Origin of the sequence: Mycolicibacterium neoaurum ATCC 25795, assembly GCF_000691525.1 — a bacterium.
Lineage (GTDB): Bacteria > Actinomycetota > Actinomycetes > Mycobacteriales > Mycobacteriaceae > Mycobacterium > Mycobacterium neoaurum.
Window position 1 is genome coordinate 77,715 of record NZ_JMDW01000009.1, and the last position, 15,450, is coordinate 93,164.

Genomic DNA, 15,450 nt, shown 5'->3' on the forward strand with positions numbered 1-15,450 from the left:
TTCCTTCTTTGGTGGTGGGAGAAATCAGGCGGCGCTCTTGGACTGGCGGTCCAGCAGGTAGTTCATGATGAGCGCCGCGATCAGGATCAGGCCGGTGACCAGCATCTGGAAGAACGAGCTGAGTCCCAGCAGGTTGAACAGGTTGCGCAGCACCGACAGCAACAGTACGGCGATGAAGGTGCCCAGCACACCACCCTTGCCGCCGAACAGGCTGGTGCCGCCGAGCACGACCGCGGCGATCGCGTCGAGTTCCAGGCCGGCGTTGGCGGTCGGCTGGCCGATGGTGAGCCGCGCGGTGAGCAGCACCCCGGTCAGTGCGGCCAGGCCGCCGCTGATCACATAGGCCATGGTGGTGATCCGTTGCACGGGCAGACCGGACAGCCGGGCGGCCTGGGCGTTGCTGCCCACGGCGTAGATGTGTTCGCCGAAGGTCGTGCGCCGCAGCACGAGTCCCACGATGATCGTGGTCGCCACGAAGATGATGCCGACGACCGGGATGCCGGCGATCGACCCGGCGCCCAGGAAGCGCAGACCCATCGGGATCTCCGCGGTGGTCGGCGTGCCGTTGGTGGTCAGGTACGTCAGACCGCGGATGCTCTGCATACCGGCCAGGGTGACCATGAAGGCAGGCAGCACCAGATAGGCGCTCAGGCCACCCATCACGCCGCCGAGCACCAGCCCGGAGGCGATCGCCAGCGCCATCGCGATCGGCCAGGGCAGACCCATCCCGATGAAGATGGCGACCAGCATGCCCGACAGTGCGGCGACGCTGCCGACCGACAGGTCGATGCCAGAGGTCAGGATCACCACGGTCATCCCGATCGCGACGATTCCGGTCAGGCTGGACTGCTGCAACAGGTTCGCCATGTTCTGCGTGGTGAGGAATTGCGGTGCGGACACCGAGGCCACCACGAACAACGCGATGAAGATGAACAGCAGGTTGAACCGCATGAAGACGGCGCGGCGGCTCGATTTCGTTGTGCCGGCAGCCGAGTCGGCGGGCCGATCCATCAGGTCAGTCATTGTCAGTCTTCGTTCTTCCGGTGACGATGCAGCGGGCGATGTCCGCTGTGGGGGTGGTGGCGGGCTCGAACTGCGCGATGTTGCGTCCCTCGTGCAGGACCCAGATGCGGTGACAGTTCTCGGTGAGCTCGCTCAATTCGCTCGACGCCATCACGACACCGACACCGGTCTCGGCCAGCGCCTGGACCTGTTCGAAAAGGTCGGCCTTGGCGCCGATGTCCAAACCGCGGGTCGGCTCGTCGAGCAGCAGCAGGTCGATGCCACGGGCAATCCACTTGGCCAGCACCACCTTCTGCTGGTTACCGCCGGAGAGCTGCCCGACGGGCTGCTCGACGCTGGCGAACTTCACACCGAGACGCTCCAACGGCGGACCACACACGTCGCGGGCCCGGGCCATCGGGTTGATCCGCCCCGGCTGCAGGGCGGCGATGGCGGCGTTACGCAGGATGGACTGCTCCAGGAACAGGCCCTGACGTTTGCGGTCCTCGGGCACCAGCCCGATACCGCGACCGACCGCAGACCGCGGTGTCAGCGCGGTGATGTGGCGATCGTTGAAGGTCATGTCCAGCGTGGCCTTGCGGTCCCCGAAGATGGTGGCCAGCAGCGTCGATCGACCGGCCCCGCCCAAACCTGCCAGGCCGACGATCTCGCCGCGACCGACGGTGATGTCACGGATGTCGATGACACCATCGATGGTGGCCCGGTGCACGTGCAGCAGGGGAGGGCCGGACACCGCGCGAGGCTGCCGCGGTGGGCGCGCCTGCACGGCACGGCCGATCATGGCCTCCACCAACTCGTCCTTGGACACTGATGCGATATCGAAGACGCCGACGGTGGTGCCGTCGCGCATCACGGTGGCCCGATCGCCGATCGCCTTGATCTCGTCGAGCCGATGCGAGATGTAGATGACCGATTTGCCCTCGGCGGTCAGTTCGCGGATCACCGTGAAGACGGCCGCGAGGTCATGATCGGTCAGGGTGGCGCTGGGTTCGTCCATGATGACGATGCGGGCCTCGGTAGTGAGCGCCTTGGCGATCGCGGTGAGCTGTTGATCCGATACCGACAGTTCACCCACGACGGCGGTCGGTGCGAACGTGCCGCCGACCCGGCCGATCGCGGCGGCCGCCCGCCGATCACGCTCCCTGCGATTGACGAAGGGGCCACGGCGCGGCTCGTGTCCGAGAAACAGGTTCTGCGACACCGTCATGTCCGGGACCAGATCGAGCTCCTGGTAGATGGTGTTGATACCGGCGCGAACCCCGTCGATGGGGGAGTTGAACGACACGTCCTTCCCGGCCAGGGTGATCGTCCCCGAATCCGGTGTGTACGAACCGGACAGGATCTTCATCATTGTGGACTTGCCGGCGCCGTTCTCGCCGAGCAGGCAGTGGACCTCGCCCTCGGCGACCTCCAGGCCGGCGCCATTGCATGCCCTGGTACCCGGGAACGACTTGACGATGCCGGTCATGCGCAGCGCGGTGGGTCGATCGGCCCGGTGCGGTAGGGGACCTGTCGCCGGCGACGGTGGAGTCGAATCGAGATAGGTCATGCTATGCCTCCAGCCCTGGCGTTCTGCTCCAGAACCGCCGTCGCGGTGGGTTCGTCGGTGATCAGCACCGAACACAGCCCACTGCGCAGCGCCGCCCGCACCATCGGGACCTTCGCCGGTCCGGCGGCGACGGCGATCGCACAGTTTGCGTTGCGGACATCGTCGAGTCCCAGCCCGACGGTTCTGCTGTCGATACCGGGATGGGCGATCTGCCCGTCGGTGGTCAGGAAGTGGGCCAGCACGTCACCACAGGCCCCCGCCGCGTCGAGTTCCCGTAGTTCGGCGGGGGTGACGGCACCGGACTCGACCAGCACCGAGGTGGGCCCGGACGCGCCGAGCGAGAACAGCAGCGCATCGGCCTGCCGAGCACCGTTGAGCACGTCGACGACAAAACCCTCGGCATACAACGCATCCCGGGTTTCGATCCGCTCGACGATGGCGGGCACCGGTAGCAGGGTGGCCCGGCCGTTGCCGCTGTGCGCGATGCTGGTGGCGATGTTGGCCGCCGTGGTGGGCCGCACCGAGCGGCTGACCCCGCCATTGGCCTGGATGACCTCGATATTGCTCGTCCAGCCGGCCGGCAGCACTGCAGCCACATGCTGCAAGGTGTTGCCCCAGGAGACCGCCAGCGTGGTGATCCACCCTGCGTTGGCCTTCAGGTAACCCGCTGCGGCGGCGGCGATGTGGTCGTCGGAGCCGGGATTCTCCGGTCCGGGCACCACGATGCACTCACGCAGCCCGAACTCGCTGCGCATGCCAACCTCGAGCGGGGTGCGCCGGGCCTGTGGGTGCACGATTTTGATCTGCACGATACCCACCTCGCGGGCCTCGTCGAGCAGGCGCCCGACCTTCCAGCGGGTGAGGTGCAGCTCCCGGCCGATGTCCTCCTGGGTGCGGCCCTGTTCGTAGTAGCTCTGCGCGACGTGCAGCATCAATTGGGTGTGGCTGGGTCCACCGGCTTTGGATTCGGTCGGGCGCGCCATCAGGAGTCCTTCCGGTCCGTCGTGGCGTCAGTGCGCGCGGTCAGTGCCTCGGCACTGTCGCGCATGAACGGCGCCATGATCTCGGTCAGCCGCTGATACTCGTCGAACGTGTTCTGGTACAACGGGATCCGCACAGGATCGGGTTCGAGCATCCGTACCGTCGGCGCGAACAGCGCCGACCCCTCGTCCAGCGATCCGGCGACCCCGGCGGCGGTCGCGGCGATCACCGCGCAGGCACGCAGGGTGAGGTTCTCGCCGACCACCAGTTCGGCGGGACGGCCCAGCACGTCGACGGTCACCTGCTGCCACAACGTGTTGCGTTCGATACCACCGGAGAACACCAGCCGCTCGCAAGAGACCCCGGCCCGCTCGAAGGAGTCGATGACGCTGCGGGTGCCGCAGGCGACCGCCTCGACCATTGCCCGGTAGAGCTCGGCTTTGGTGGTGCCCAGCGACAGGCCGACCACCGTCCCGCGCAGTCGTGGCTCGCGGTACGGCGTGCGGTTACCCATGAAGTAGTCCAGTGCATGCAACCCGTGTGCAGCCGGATCCACCGCGGCCGCCTCGTCGATCAACGCCGGAAGGTCATGGCGGGCAACGCCCATGATGGATTCACCCGCCCATTTGAGCACCGAACCGCTCGCGACCTGTCCACCCTCGACAAGCCACTTGTCCTGGTGCAACGCCCGCGGGTAGGGGCCCCAGATCTCGCGGGTGTCGGTCGGGTTATCGACCTCGGCGATGATCGCCGACGAGGTCCCCGAGACCAGCGAGACCAGCCCGTCGAGTTCGGCTCCGCAGGCCAGCAATGAGACATGCGCATCGATGCCGCCGACGGCGACCACCGGGCTGCCGGTGATCCCGAGATCGGCTGCGGCCGCGGGATGCAGCGCTCCGGCGACACCGCCGACGGCAACGATGCGGTCGGGAAGCTTGGCGGTCAGATCCGGAACACCGAGAGCCCGGTACAGCTCATCGGGGAAGCGACCGACGAGGGTGTCGTAGTTGTACTTGCACACCGCGTTCATCTGCGAGCCCACCCATTCGCCGGTGAGCCGGAAGGTGACATAGTCGACAGCCTCGACGATGCGCGCTGCCGACCGATAGATGTCCGGTTCGTGGGTGTGCAGCCACATCGCCTTGGGCGCCAACCATTCCGCGGCATCGGAGCCCCCGGACCATTTCAGGATGGGGTGCTCGTCGACGAGTTCGGCGGTGCGTGCGGACTCGGCACCGCTGCGGCAATCCATCCACAGAATGGCCGGCCGTAACGGTTCGCCCGCCTCGTCGAGCACGGCGACGGTCGATGCCGTGGTGGATGCGGCGATGGCGACCACCGCTCCCGCGGCGCGACATGCGTCGCCGTCCAACAACTCTCGGCTGGCGGCCGTGAGTGCCGCCCACCAGTCTCGAGGGTCTTGTTCGGCCCAGCCGGGTCGCGGAAACCGGGTGCCGTACGGCCGGTGCGCGGTGCCGAGCACCCGACCGTCCTCGGTGAAGGCGCCGACCCGCGCACCCTCGGTGCCCAGGTCGATCGACAACAGAATCCCCATGGTCAGTCCTCGTTGGGCAGGAACAGAACCTTCGAGGAGAAGATCGAGCGCTCACCGAGTTGATGCATCGTCTGCGGAAGTGCCGACAGTGGCAGCTCGTGAGTGATCATGAACTCCCACTCGAGTTGGCCGGTCGACATCATCTTCGCCGATGTCCGCCATTCGTCGCCGGGGAACGGTGCGGAGAACGAGTTCCACGACCCGTGCAGGGTGGCCTCCAGGCGCATGAACTGGTTGAAGGTCTCCTTGCCCAGCGGCACCGGTGCGTGCGGAATGCCGATGAACACGGCGTGCCCGTGCGGACCGGTCAGATTGGCCGCCATGTCGGCGGTCGCAGGCACGCCTGCCGATTCCAGGACGATGTCGAACCCACGCCCGCCGAGCGCTTTTGCCTCCTCGACACCCTGGACGGCGTGGTCGGCACCGGCCTGGCGGGCCATCGCCGCCTTCTCCTCGCTGAGGTCGACGGCGACCACCTCGCTGGCACCGTGCAGTCGTGCCCACTGGACACCGAACAGGCCGATCGGGCCCGCACCGATCACCAGCACCCGGTGCCCGGCCCGCAGTCCGGTCTTCCACAGACCGTGCAGGGCGATGGCGGCCGGGTCCAGCATGGCCGCGGCGCGCGGGTCGATACCCGCGGGCAGCTTGAGCAGGTTGCCCACCGGGGACACCGCATACTGCGCGTACGCACCGTCGCAGCGACTGCCGAAGTAGTCGTAGTTCTCGCACAGTCCGAACGCGCCCTTGAGGCAGAAATCGCAGGCGCGGCAAGGGATCAGCGGTGGCACCGACACCAACTCACCCAGTTCGAATCCGGTGACGCCCTCGCCGAGTTCGACAACCCAGCCGGAGAACTCGTGGCCGCAGATGATCGGCATGATGTAGCCACCGTTGCGCAACATCCGGGGGATGTCGGAACCGCAGACACCGCACGCCGCGATCTTCAGCAGCACCTGGCCGGGCCCGGGCCGGGGCGTCGCGACCTCCTCGACCCTGATATCGCCGGGGGCGTGCATGACGGCGGCGGTCATCGTCTGTGGAATGTTCTGCTCGGGCGTCAGGTCGCGCGCCGGTGCTTCGGTTGTCATGATTTCTCTCTCTTGATGTTTCGCGATTCGAAGGCGTATCGGCGTCAGGCCGGCGGCTGCGGTGCCTTGGCGAAGGTGGTGTCACCGACCAGCGATGCGGCATTGGACTTGTCGACCAAACCCGTTCCGGCATCGATGAACTCGTCAACCGTCTCACCGCGGGCCACCTTGACGGCGGTCTGCACGGCCAATGCGCCCTCGGCATTGGGGTCGTTGAGCGCGGTGGCGACGTATTCGTTGCCGTCGGCGATGGCCCGGACGGCCTCCATCAGACCGTCGACGCCGAACACCTTGACGTCGGCGCGGTTGTTCTCGGCCAGCACCTGCAGGGCACCGAGGGCCATATCGTCGTTCTGAGCGTAGACGGCCTTGAGGTCGGGGTGGGCCTGCAGCAGATCCTGCATGGCGGTGACGGCATTGGAGCGGATGTAGTCGCTGTAGGGGCCGGCGACCACGGTGATATTGGGCTGCGCGGCCACGGCGGCGGCGAAACCTTCGTGCCGGTCGCGGGCCACCGCGCCGCCGGCATCACCCTGGATCTCGATGATCTTGCCGCCGGCCGGGCCGAGCGCCGCGACCGCGGCCTCGCCGACGATCTGGCCCATGGCCTTGTTGTCGCGGCCGACGAAGGCCGCCGCACCGGATTCGACCGGCCGGTCGACGGTGACGACCTTGATGCCGGCGGCGTCGGCGGCCGCCAGCGACGGCGCGATGCCCTTCGGGTCGACCGGGTTGATCACCAGCACGTTGATACCGCGGGTGATCAGGTCCTGCACATCGTTGTTCTGCTTGGTCACGTCACCATTGGCGTCGGCGAAGTAGAACTCGTTGCCGTCGTTCTCGGCGGTCTGGCGCGCGGCATCGGAGAGCGCGACATAGAACGGGCTCTGTTGGGTGGCCTGGCTGAAACCGATGACGACGGCGCCGTCGGCGGTGGCGGCGTTGTTGGCGGATCCGTTCTCGCCGGGCATCGAGCACGCGGTGGCGCCGATTGCCACTGCGGCCGAGATCGCGAATCTGGTGACGACCTTTGCGAACCTCATTGCAACTCCTTACGTGCGCTTCGGCGTCGAAGCGCGTGACGTCCATCACCGTAGGAATTGCCCTGAGGTCACGTCAACGTATGCGCATATCTTTGCTCATATGAGCAAAGCGAGGTGTGGGTGGGGTCGTTTGGAAGCGGTTACACCTGGCTTCGGCCGCGCTCGATGACCGAACCCCGGCTGGCAGCGATATCGTCACCGGTCGTCGTGGCCATCCATGCCCGCGCCGATTCGGCCTCGATCCACAGTCCGGCCTGGGTCTGCTCGGCATCGATGTGGTGGTAGGAGTCCAACAGCGCCCGGACAGCCTTCTGGTTGTTGCCGACGATGGTCGTCGCGATTCGTCGGGCAGTGGGCAGCAACTCGTCGTGCGGCACCACCTCGGTCACCAGCCCGGCGCGCAGTGCGTCCTCGGCCGATAGGTAGTCACCGGTCAGGCTCATCCGTCGGGCCATGCCGACGCCGACCTTCTGCGGCAGCCGCACCGAGAGTCCCCACGTGGGCAACAGGCCGACGCGAGCGTGGGTGTCGGCGAACTTGGCCCGCTCCGAGGCGATCAGCACATCGCAGTACAGGGCCATCTCCAACCCGCCGGTGACGGCCGCGCCGTTGATGGCGCCGATGACGGGTTTGCGCATCGGGGGCCACTTCGGGGAGATGTCCGGCAGTTCGGTGGTGTCGCCGAGTTCCTTGAGGTCCAGTCCGGCACAGAACACCGGGTCGGCGCCGGTCAGGATGACCACGTCGACGGCATCATCGGCCTCGGCGGCCCGCAGGGCGGCGAAGAATTCCTGGCGCAACTGCGCCGAGAGCGCATTGCGGGCATGCGGGCGGTTGAAGGTCAGGGTGCGGACCCGGTCGGTGGTGTCGATCAGCAGGACGGGCGAGTCGGTCATCGGCACACCGTATCGACTCCTGTCATGGCTGTGCGGGCGGGCCTATCGTGGACTCATGTGCCGAAACATCACCGAGTTGCGCGGGTTGGAACCGGCGGCGACGGCTGAGGAGATCGAGGCCGCCGCCCGTCAGTACATCCGCAAGATCAGTGGGGTCACCCGTCCGACCGCGGCGAATGTCGACGCCTTCGAGGCGGCTGTCGCCGAGGTCACCGCCACCACCGAACGACTGCTCGCGCAGTTGCCACCGCGACGACAGCCGCCGAAAACCGTGCCGCCGTTGCGCCGTCCCGAGGTGCGGGCGCGGCTCGGTCTGTGAGCACACCGGCGCTCAAGGAATGGGGCGCGGCGGTGCACGCCCTGCTGGACGGACGGCAGACCGTGCTGTTGCGCAAGGGCGGTATCCACGAGAAGCGTTTCGAGGTCAGCTCCGAGGAATTCCTGTTGTTCCCCACGGCCGCACATTCGCACACCGAGCGGGTTCGTCCCGAACACCGCGACACGTTGTCCGGTTCGGCGGACAGCGCCGATGATGCGGTGCTGGTGCGGGCCGGAGCGAAGGTGATCGCCGCGGTGGAGGTCGACCGGCCCGACCGGATCGAGGACATCTCCGACCTGCACATCTGGACCGCTGAGTCCGTGCGCGCCGACCGGCTGGACTTCCGCCCGCGGCATCGGCTGACGGTGCTGGTGGTGCAGGCCCGGCCGCTGGTCCACCCCGTACGACTGGAGCGCACCCCGCAGTACCGCGGCTGCGCCAGTTGGGTCAGCCTGCCGATCTCCGAAAGCCGTTATGCCGCACCCGTTCACGATCCCGACACGTTGAGGGCCATCGGTGAACGGGTGCGCCGGTCAGTGGGCTGACGGCGGCTGCCGGTGGGCAGGATCACCCGGGTCTGCTCGCCGAAGGCGACGGTATGGGTGGCCGCGCGCATCGCCGTTCCCGACACCGCGGGATCGCCGGTGCCCAGGTTCCGCGCATACCGCGGATGCGACCCGCCGGCCACCAGCAGCCGGATTCGTGACCCCGCGGCGAACCGGTGCGCGACCGCGTCCGTTTCGATGCTGACCTGTTCGGATGCGGAATCGCCCGCATATCTTCGGTATCCGTCACTCACGTTGTACGACCGGCCCTTGGCGTCGACCTCGCTGATCCGGACGAACACATCGTGGTGTGGATTGTCGGCACGATGGGCGAGTTCGACGACGGGAGTGCCGACGACATAGAGGTCGGCGGGCAGTGGCTCGCCGGTGAACGCGAGCACATCGGCGCGGTCGGCAAGCGCGGAATCGTCTCGGTAACCGCCGTCGGGGGACAGCAGTCGGCCACCGACGGTGGGGGTCGGGTCGGCAGGCTGGTAGGTGAACATCAGGTGCCCGCCGCCCGGGGTCTGGGCCAGTGCGCCGCCGGCGCGCGGGTACAGCGTGTGGTGTGTCGGGTCCGGCGGCCAGTCGTCCAGCTCGACCCACCCGTCGTCGGCCGCCCGATGAATGTGGATGTGCACCGGATGGCGCCGTGTCGTCGGTGCGCCGCCGAGGTGCGTGCTCAACCAGTCCAGCGTCTCGCGCAGGACGGTGGCACCGCCGCGGGTCATCACCTGGGTGTGCGTCCACGACCCGAAGGTCAGGGCCACCTCGACACCGCGGTCGCGCAGACGCCGGTACTGGGCCAGCGTCTGCTCGAGGAAGAGATCCTGCCATCCGCTGAACAACAACACCGGTACGTCCGTGCGGTCCAGGGCGGCGGTGGCGGCCAGGCGTTGCCAATGCTCGGGATCGTCTTGCGGTGGCCGCAACCAGGACTCGTACCACGGCGCACCCTCACCGAGCAGCGTGCGCCCGCCCGTGCTCAGCGGCAGATCGAGGGCCGCGGTCGTGACCCGCCGGCCCGCGGTCGCCTGACGGGCAAGCATCCGCACCAGGCTCGGTTCCTCCTGGTGGGCGACCATATCGCTCCACCCGAGGAAGTCGTTGAGCGAGAACGCGCCGGTGCCCCACGACGACTCCGCGAAATCGTGCGGACCGACGGTGATGATCGCCGCGGCGAGCTCGGCGGGTGGATCGACCAGCAGCGCCCACTGGGTGAAGCCCAGATAGGACAGTCCGACGGTGGCGAAGGTGCCGGTGAACCAGGACTGCTCGCGCAGCCAGGCCACCGTGTCGGCGCCGTCGGCGATCTCGTTGACCATGGGCGTGAACTCGCCGCCGGAACCGAACGTGCCGCGCACGCTCTGGAAAATGACGTGATATCCGCGGCTGGCGTAGACGCTGCCGAACGACAGGGTGAAGGGGAAGCGTCTGCCGTAGGGCGCCCGGACCAGCAGCGTGCCCGCCGGGGTCGCGGTCAGCGGTTGGTAATGGTCGGCCAGCAGCTCGACACCGTCGCGCATCGGCACCCGGACGCCCTTGTGCACGACGAAGTCGGTGCTGGGCGAGGGGACTTCCAAGACCCGGCTCATGGCCTGCCGGGCATGACGGGACAGTCGTGAGCTCACCTAATAAACACTACGTGGTGTCAGAACTGGTCTCAGAACTTGTAGTACGGCGCCAATTCGTTGGCGCGCTGCAGATTCACCTGCAGGCAGTCCGGTCGGTCCGGGGAGTGAATGGGGGAGTAGAACACCGACTGCTGCAGGACGCCGTAGCTGGTCTTGAAGGCGATCATGCAGGTCACCCACCAGCGGTCATTCCAGTCGGTCGGCTTCATGATCCAGAACTGGGCGGCCCGATGCCCGGCGATGTCGAGTTCGACCGCATCGGCGGGCAGCGTTGCCTCGTAGGTGCGCCACACGAAGGCCTCGATGGCCATCTGGTAATTGCCGGCATCGTATTTGCAGCGCAGCCCGTCCTCGGGCGTCGGCGGGGTGAAGGCAAGGCCGATGCGCTGCACCACATCGATCGGGATGTCTTCACACGGGTCAAACGGCCGCGGATCGGTCGTCTCGATGACCGGCCATTTGATGGTGGTCGACACGTTGGTCATCGGCAGGTCATCGACGCTGACCATGGCGGGCGTGCCGGCCGGGTTGGTCTGCCAGACGACGATCACCGCCGCGACGAGCGCGCTCAACGCCGACAGCAGGCGCAGCTTGGCACCCATCGAACCCCCATACATCGTCATCCGACCCGAGGGTCCGCACGAACCCTGCCGGGAGTCTAAACGAGAACAGGTTCTAGTTGCCGGGGTTCGGGCATCTCGGGGGCGTCGCCGTCCGGCAAGTACGCTGGACCGCTGTGTCCTCGCCTGTTTCGAAGCCGTCCCGTGAGCAGCGACGACCGGTGTTGTGGGCGATCAGTGACCTGCACACCGGGCACACCGGCAACAAACCGGTGACCGAGTCGCTGTATCCGTCCAGTCCCGATGACTGGCTGATCGTCGCGGGTGACGTCGGCGAACGCACCGACGAGATTCGCTGGGCGCTGGACCTGCTGCGTAAGAGGTTCGCCAAGGTCATCTGGGTGCCGGGTAACCACGAACTGTGGACCACCACCCGCGACCCCATGCAGATCTTCGGTCGTGCCCGCTACGACTACCTCGTCGACATGTGCGACCAGATGGGCATCGTCACTCCCGAGCATCCGTTCCCGGTGTGGAACGAGCAGGGCGGTCCGGCTACGGTCGTGCCGATGTTCCTGCTCTACGACTATTCGTTCCTTCCGGAGGGCACCGGCACCAAGGCCGAGGGCCTGGCGCTGGCCAAGGAGCGCAATATCGTCGGCACCGACGAATACCTGCTCTCGGCCGAGCCCTACGCCACCCGCGATGCGTGGTGCCGCGACCGGGTGGCCTACACCCGCAAGCGGCTCGAGGAACTCGACTGGATGACGCCGACCGTGCTGGTGAACCATTTCCCGATGGTGCGCGAGCCCTGCGATGCGTTGTTCTACCCCGAGTTCGCGCTGTGGTGTGGGACCACCGCGACCCGGGATTGGCATACCCGGTACAACGCCATCTGTTCGGTGTACGGCCATCTGCACATCCCGCGCACCACCTGGTATGACGATGTGCGCTTCGAAGAGGTGTCGGTCGGATACCCCCGAGAATGGCGCCGTCGCAAGCCATATCGCTGGCTACGGCAGATCCTGCCGGACCCGAAGTATCCGCCCGGCTACCTCAACGACTTCGGCGGCCATTTCGAGATCACCGACGAGATGCGGGAGAACGCACAGAAAATGCAGGACCGGATCGCCTCGCGCAGGAGCAGGTAGATGTTGCTGCCCGCCGTCGTCCCCGAGCTGGTCTCGACCGCCGAGCTGTACGACGATCCGCCGGATCTGACGCCGCTGCCGGAGGAGGCGCCGCTGGTGGCGCGATCGGTGGCCAAGCGCCGCAACGAATTCGTCACCGTGCGCCACTGCGCGCGGATCGCGCTCGGCGAGATCGGCGTGCCGCCGGTGCCGATCCTCAAGGGCGACAAGGGCGAACCATGCTGGCCCGATGGGGTCGTCGGCAGCCTCACCCACTGTGATGGTTTCCGGGGTGCCGTTGTCGGCAGGCAGGGCCAGGTACGGTCGGTCGGTATCGACGCCGAGCCCCATGGTGTGCTGCCCAAGGGCGTGCTCGACGCCATCAGTCTGCCTGTCGAACGGCACCAGATCTCGGCGCTTCCCGCAGAGCTGCACTGGGACCGAATTCTGTTCTGCGCCAAGGAGGCCACCTACAAGGCGTGGTATCCGCTCACGCATCGCTGGCTGGGATTCGAGGACGCCCACATCACGTTCACCGTCGACGGCACCGGCACCGCCGGGACGTTCCGGTCGACCATCCTGGTCGACCCCGCCGCCGAGCACGGCCCGCCGTTGAACGCGCTGGATGGTCGGTGGTCGGTGGCCGGTGGTATCGCGCTTACGGCGATCACGCTGTGAGCAAGCCACCGGCGGGGGAGAGCGCAGCGACCGGGGGATCGACGCAGCCTGCTCCGGGGCTGGTGATCGTCGACAAGCCGGCCGGGATGACCAGCCATGACGTCGTCGGCCGCTGCCGGCGGCTGTTCGGTACCCGCAAGGTGGGCCATGCCGGCACGCTGGATCCCATGGCCACCGGGGTGCTGGTCGTCGGTATCGAACGGGCCACCAAACTGCTGGGGCTGATCACCGGGACGGACAAGTCCTACGCCGCCACCATCCGGCTCGGTCAGACGACCTCCACCGAGGACGCCGAGGGTGAGGTCCTGCAGACGGTGCCCGCCGAGCATGTCACCGATGCCCAGATCGAGCAGGCGCTGGAGCGGTTGCGTGGCGATATCGAGCAGGTGCCGTCGGCGGTCAGCGCGATCAAGGTTGCCGGTGAGCGGTCCTACAAACTGGCTCGGGAAGGGCGCGCCGTCGAGCTACCCGCCCGGCCGGTGCGCATCTCCCGATTCGAGGTGATCAGAGCGCGCAGGGGCGGCGGGTTCACCGATGTCGACGTCGAGGTGGACTGTTCCTCGGGTACCTACATCCGGGCGCTGGCGCGCGATGTGGGCGCCGAGCTGCAGGTCGGTGGGCACCTCACGGCGCTACGGCGTACCGCGGTCGGCCGGTATGACCTGCAGCAGGCCAGGACTCTCGAAGAGCTGGCCGAGCAGGCCCGGCTGTCCTACAGCCTCGACCAGGCCTGCCTGCAGGGGTTTGCCCGGCGCGATCTCACCGAGAAGGAAGCGGTGGACACCGGCCACGGCCGACCTCTGGATGTGGCGGGCATCAACGGGATCTATGCGGCCGTCGCGCCCGACGGTCGCGTGATCGCCTTGCTCCAGGACGGTGCATCGCACACCAGCCCCGTGGTCGTGCTGCGCCCGGCTACCTTGTCCTGAGCCGGTCGGCGCCTCCCGGACATCCGCGCTGCGCGCGGGGAAGTGGCACTGGTTACCCCGGGCAGCGGTGTGTGAAACGAGTGGGCCGTTTATCAGGTTTTCCCTAACCAGAGGCCGTTTTTATTAGCCAAATCCCAGGTTTCCTGTGAACTTTCTGCGCCGGCCGGGCGTTGAAGAAGGTATGAGCGAGCACGCACCGGTTTGCGACCATCCGCTGTTCACCTACCAGCCCGCGTGGGCGCATGGTGAGCGGGGAGCGCGCGTCGGCCATGTGACCCACACCGTCGATCTGCCGATCGCTCCGACGGCGCTGTGGTCGGCGTTATCGGATCCGCGCACCTGGTCGGACTGGCTGACCGTTCATCAGCGCTGGATCGGCCAGGCGCGGACCGGCTTCGTGCCCGGCGCCCGAATGACCGCCGAGACACTGATGCTCGGCGTGTCCGGGACCGTGGAGTGGACGGTCGAGTCCGCGATCGCCCCGGGCACCCTGGTGCTCATCGGTACCGGTGCGGCCGGGCTGCGCACGCGGTTCACCGTCCTGGTCAACGCCGCCGAGGGTGGCTCACAGCTCACGGTCACCAGCGAGGTCACCGGTGACCTGTTGACCGCTCCGCTGATCGCTGCCATCGAGCGCGATGGGGCCGAGCAACTCGAACTGAGCGTGCAGAAGCTCCTGGCGTGTGCCGACGGGAAGGTTGCGCCGAAGCCGCGCGTGTTGCGGCTGGTGCATTCGGCCACCGACGTCGTGCCGGTCGAGAGCGGCACCGCCCCGCGGTTGCGGGCGGTGCGTTAGACCACCCAGATCGCCTCTGCTGCAGGACTTCCCAGGTCTACGGTCACGGAGGTCGCGGTGTCGCTCGACGGCGCCTGCACAGCCACCGAGATCATCCCGGCGAAGTCTCGCCGGGCCACCACCTGTAGCCGGGAATCCAAGGTGATGCCCACACTGTCGAAATAGCGCAACATCTCCGGATCGGCATCCGAGATCCGGGCCACGGTGCCGTCCTCGCCGTCCGCGCACACCGAGAGTTGCCGAGCCGGAGGCGTGGGAACCCGACCATCCGGTGCGGGTATCGGATCACCATGCGGATCGCGGGTGGGAAACCCGAGTTTGGCGTCGATGCGGTCGAGCATGCGGTCCGATACCGCGTGCTCGAGGATCTCGGCCTCGTCGTGTACCTCGTCCCAGCCGTAGCCCAGCTCACGTACCAGGAAGGTCTCCATCAGCCGATGCCGGCGGACCATCGCCAGTGCGGCCTTGCGGCCTGCGTCGGTGAGCGTCACCGCGCCGTACTTGGCGTGATCGACCAGTCCCTGATCGGCCAGCTTGCGGATGGACTCCGACGCCGTGCTCGCCGACACACCGATGCGTTCGGCCAGCAGTTTCGTGCTCACCTTGTCCGGTGACCACTCCTGGGCCGTCCAGATGACTTTGAGGTAATCCTGCGCAACCGTCGTCAGTTCCTGCGGGTCGCTGTTGGAGTCCACGGTCACCGAGTTTAGGCAATCTTTGC

The 15,450-nt window shown here is 67.3% G+C and carries 16 protein-coding genes; 6 read left to right on the forward strand and 10 right to left on the reverse strand.

The features are described from left to right. Positions 1-24: 24 nt before the first annotated feature. The 7 genes from IC40_RS0112260 to IC40_RS0112290 all read right to left on the reverse strand — a co-directional run bounded on the left by IC40_RS0112260 (position 25) and on the right by IC40_RS0112290 (position 8,138). Positions 25-1,023, reverse strand: coding sequence for an ABC transporter permease (locus IC40_RS0112260; protein ID WP_030135004.1), 999 nt, complete (start codon positions 1,021-1,023; stop codon positions 25-27). After that, on the reverse strand, positions 1,016-2,572 hold the full coding sequence (locus IC40_RS0112265) for a sugar ABC transporter ATP-binding protein (RefSeq protein WP_081843424.1): 1,557 nt from the start codon (positions 2,570-2,572) through the stop codon (positions 1,016-1,018). The genes IC40_RS0112260 and IC40_RS0112265 overlap by 8 nt, the downstream gene beginning before the upstream one ends. Next, positions 2,569-3,555, reverse strand: coding sequence for a sugar-binding transcriptional regulator (locus IC40_RS0112270; RefSeq protein WP_042509687.1), 987 nt, complete (start codon positions 3,553-3,555; stop codon positions 2,569-2,571). The genes IC40_RS0112265 and IC40_RS0112270 overlap by 4 nt, the downstream gene beginning before the upstream one ends. Further along, the gene (locus IC40_RS0112275) at positions 3,555-5,108 is read right to left on the reverse strand and encodes an FGGY-family carbohydrate kinase (protein ID WP_030135007.1); all 1,554 of its coding nucleotides are present in this window, start codon (positions 5,106-5,108) and stop codon (positions 3,555-3,557) included. The genes IC40_RS0112270 and IC40_RS0112275 overlap by 1 nt, the downstream gene beginning before the upstream one ends. 2 nt (positions 5,109-5,110) lie before the next feature. Beyond that, entirely contained in the window at positions 5,111-6,199 is a 1,089-nt protein-coding gene (locus IC40_RS0112280) for a galactitol-1-phosphate 5-dehydrogenase (RefSeq protein ID WP_036469920.1), read from the reverse strand. A 44-nt stretch (positions 6,200-6,243) separates the two neighbouring features. Beyond that, positions 6,244-7,242 carry a substrate-binding domain-containing protein gene (locus IC40_RS0112285; protein ID WP_030135009.1) on the reverse strand — a complete coding sequence of 333 codons (999 nt, stop codon included), beginning with the start codon at positions 7,240-7,242 and terminating at the stop codon, positions 6,244-6,246. A 140-nt stretch (positions 7,243-7,382) separates the two neighbouring features. After that, complete coding sequence (locus IC40_RS0112290) at positions 7,383-8,138, reverse strand: enoyl-CoA hydratase (RefSeq protein ID WP_030135010.1); 756 nt, start codon at positions 8,136-8,138, stop codon at positions 7,383-7,385. 55 nt (positions 8,139-8,193) lie between these two features. Here IC40_RS0112290 and IC40_RS0112295 point away from each other — a divergent pair, with 55 nt between their 5' ends. Both IC40_RS0112295 and IC40_RS0112300 read left to right on the forward strand, forming a co-directional pair. Further along, positions 8,194-8,457: a DUF2277 domain-containing protein gene (locus tag IC40_RS0112295; protein WP_030135011.1), complete on the forward strand. Its 264-nt coding sequence runs from the start codon at positions 8,194-8,196 to the stop codon at positions 8,455-8,457. Next, a complete protein-coding gene (locus IC40_RS0112300; protein WP_030135012.1) occupies positions 8,454-9,002 on the forward strand; it encodes a DUF1802 family protein in 549 nt (182 codons plus the stop codon). Before IC40_RS0112295 ends, IC40_RS0112300 begins: the two co-directional genes overlap by 4 nt. Here the strand turns inward: IC40_RS0112300 and IC40_RS0112305 are convergent. Both IC40_RS0112305 and IC40_RS0112310 read right to left on the reverse strand, forming a co-directional pair. Beyond that, complete coding sequence (locus tag IC40_RS0112305; protein WP_081843425.1) at positions 8,945-10,597, reverse strand: CocE/NonD family hydrolase; 1,653 nt, start codon at positions 10,595-10,597, stop codon at positions 8,945-8,947. The two genes, IC40_RS0112300 and IC40_RS0112305, sit on opposite strands and share 58 nt — an antisense overlap. A 68-nt stretch (positions 10,598-10,665) precedes the next feature. Then, on the reverse strand, positions 10,666-11,238 hold the full coding sequence (locus IC40_RS0112310) for a DUF3558 domain-containing protein (protein ID WP_030135014.1): 573 nt from the start codon (positions 11,236-11,238) through the stop codon (positions 10,666-10,668). A gap of 134 nt (positions 11,239-11,372) precedes the next feature. Here IC40_RS0112310 and IC40_RS0112315 point away from each other — a divergent pair, with 134 nt between their 5' ends. The 4 genes from IC40_RS0112315 to IC40_RS0112330 all read left to right on the forward strand — a co-directional run bounded on the left by IC40_RS0112315 (position 11,373) and on the right by IC40_RS0112330 (position 14,729). After that, a complete protein-coding gene (locus IC40_RS0112315; RefSeq protein ID WP_036469922.1) occupies positions 11,373-12,347 on the forward strand; it encodes an ACP phosphodiesterase PptH in 975 nt (324 codons plus the stop codon). Beyond that, positions 12,348-13,004 (forward strand): 4'-phosphopantetheinyl transferase PptT, encoded by a 657-nt coding sequence (pptT, locus tag IC40_RS0112320; protein WP_030135016.1) that lies wholly within the window; start codon positions 12,348-12,350, stop codon positions 13,002-13,004. It begins immediately after the preceding gene. Then, entirely contained in the window at positions 13,001-13,933 is a 933-nt protein-coding gene (truB, locus tag IC40_RS0112325) for a tRNA pseudouridine(55) synthase TruB (RefSeq protein ID WP_036469924.1), read from the forward strand. Before pptT ends, truB begins: the two co-directional genes overlap by 4 nt. Positions 13,934-14,114: 181 nt before the next feature. Continuing rightward, complete coding sequence (locus IC40_RS0112330; RefSeq protein ID WP_051644323.1) at positions 14,115-14,729, forward strand: type II toxin-antitoxin system Rv0910 family toxin; 615 nt, start codon at positions 14,115-14,117, stop codon at positions 14,727-14,729. Here the strand turns inward: IC40_RS0112330 and mntR are convergent. Continuing rightward, complete coding sequence (gene mntR, locus IC40_RS0112335; protein ID WP_030135019.1) at positions 14,726-15,430, reverse strand: manganese-binding transcriptional regulator MntR; 705 nt, start codon at positions 15,428-15,430, stop codon at positions 14,726-14,728. The genes IC40_RS0112330 and mntR overlap by 4 nt on opposite strands. Between the last annotated feature and the right edge of the window lie 20 nt (positions 15,431-15,450).

Coding starts and splice junctions, on each gene's coding strand:
- IC40_RS0112280 (WP_036469920.1), bottom strand. CDS start 6,199: ATGACAACCGAAGCACCGGCGCGCGACCTGACGCCCGAGCAGAACATT.
- IC40_RS0112330 (WP_051644323.1), top strand. CDS start 14,115: ATGAGCGAGCACGCACCGGTTTGCGACCATCCGCTGTTCACCTACCAG.
- IC40_RS0112305 (WP_081843425.1), bottom strand. CDS start 10,597: ATGAGCCGGGTCTTGGAAGTCCCCTCGCCCAGCACCGACTTCGTCGTG.
- IC40_RS0112290 (WP_030135010.1), bottom strand. CDS start 8,138: ATGACCGACTCGCCCGTCCTGCTGATCGACACCACCGACCGGGTCCGC.
- pptT (WP_030135016.1), top strand. CDS start 12,348: ATGTTGCTGCCCGCCGTCGTCCCCGAGCTGGTCTCGACCGCCGAGCTG.
- IC40_RS0112310 (WP_030135014.1), bottom strand. CDS start 11,238: ATGGGTGCCAAGCTGCGCCTGCTGTCGGCGTTGAGCGCGCTCGTCGCG.
- IC40_RS0112295 (WP_030135011.1), top strand. CDS start 8,194: ATGTGCCGAAACATCACCGAGTTGCGCGGGTTGGAACCGGCGGCGACG.
- IC40_RS0112285 (WP_030135009.1), bottom strand. CDS start 7,242: ATGAGGTTCGCAAAGGTCGTCACCAGATTCGCGATCTCGGCCGCAGTG.
- IC40_RS0112265 (WP_081843424.1), bottom strand. CDS start 2,572: ATGACCTATCTCGATTCGACTCCACCGTCGCCGGCGACAGGTCCCCTA.
- IC40_RS0112260 (WP_030135004.1), bottom strand. CDS start 1,023: ATGACTGACCTGATGGATCGGCCCGCCGACTCGGCTGCCGGCACAACG.
- IC40_RS0112275 (WP_030135007.1), bottom strand. CDS start 5,108: ATGGGGATTCTGTTGTCGATCGACCTGGGCACCGAGGGTGCGCGGGTC.
- IC40_RS0112270 (WP_042509687.1), bottom strand. CDS start 3,555: ATGGCGCGCCCGACCGAATCCAAAGCCGGTGGACCCAGCCACACCCAA.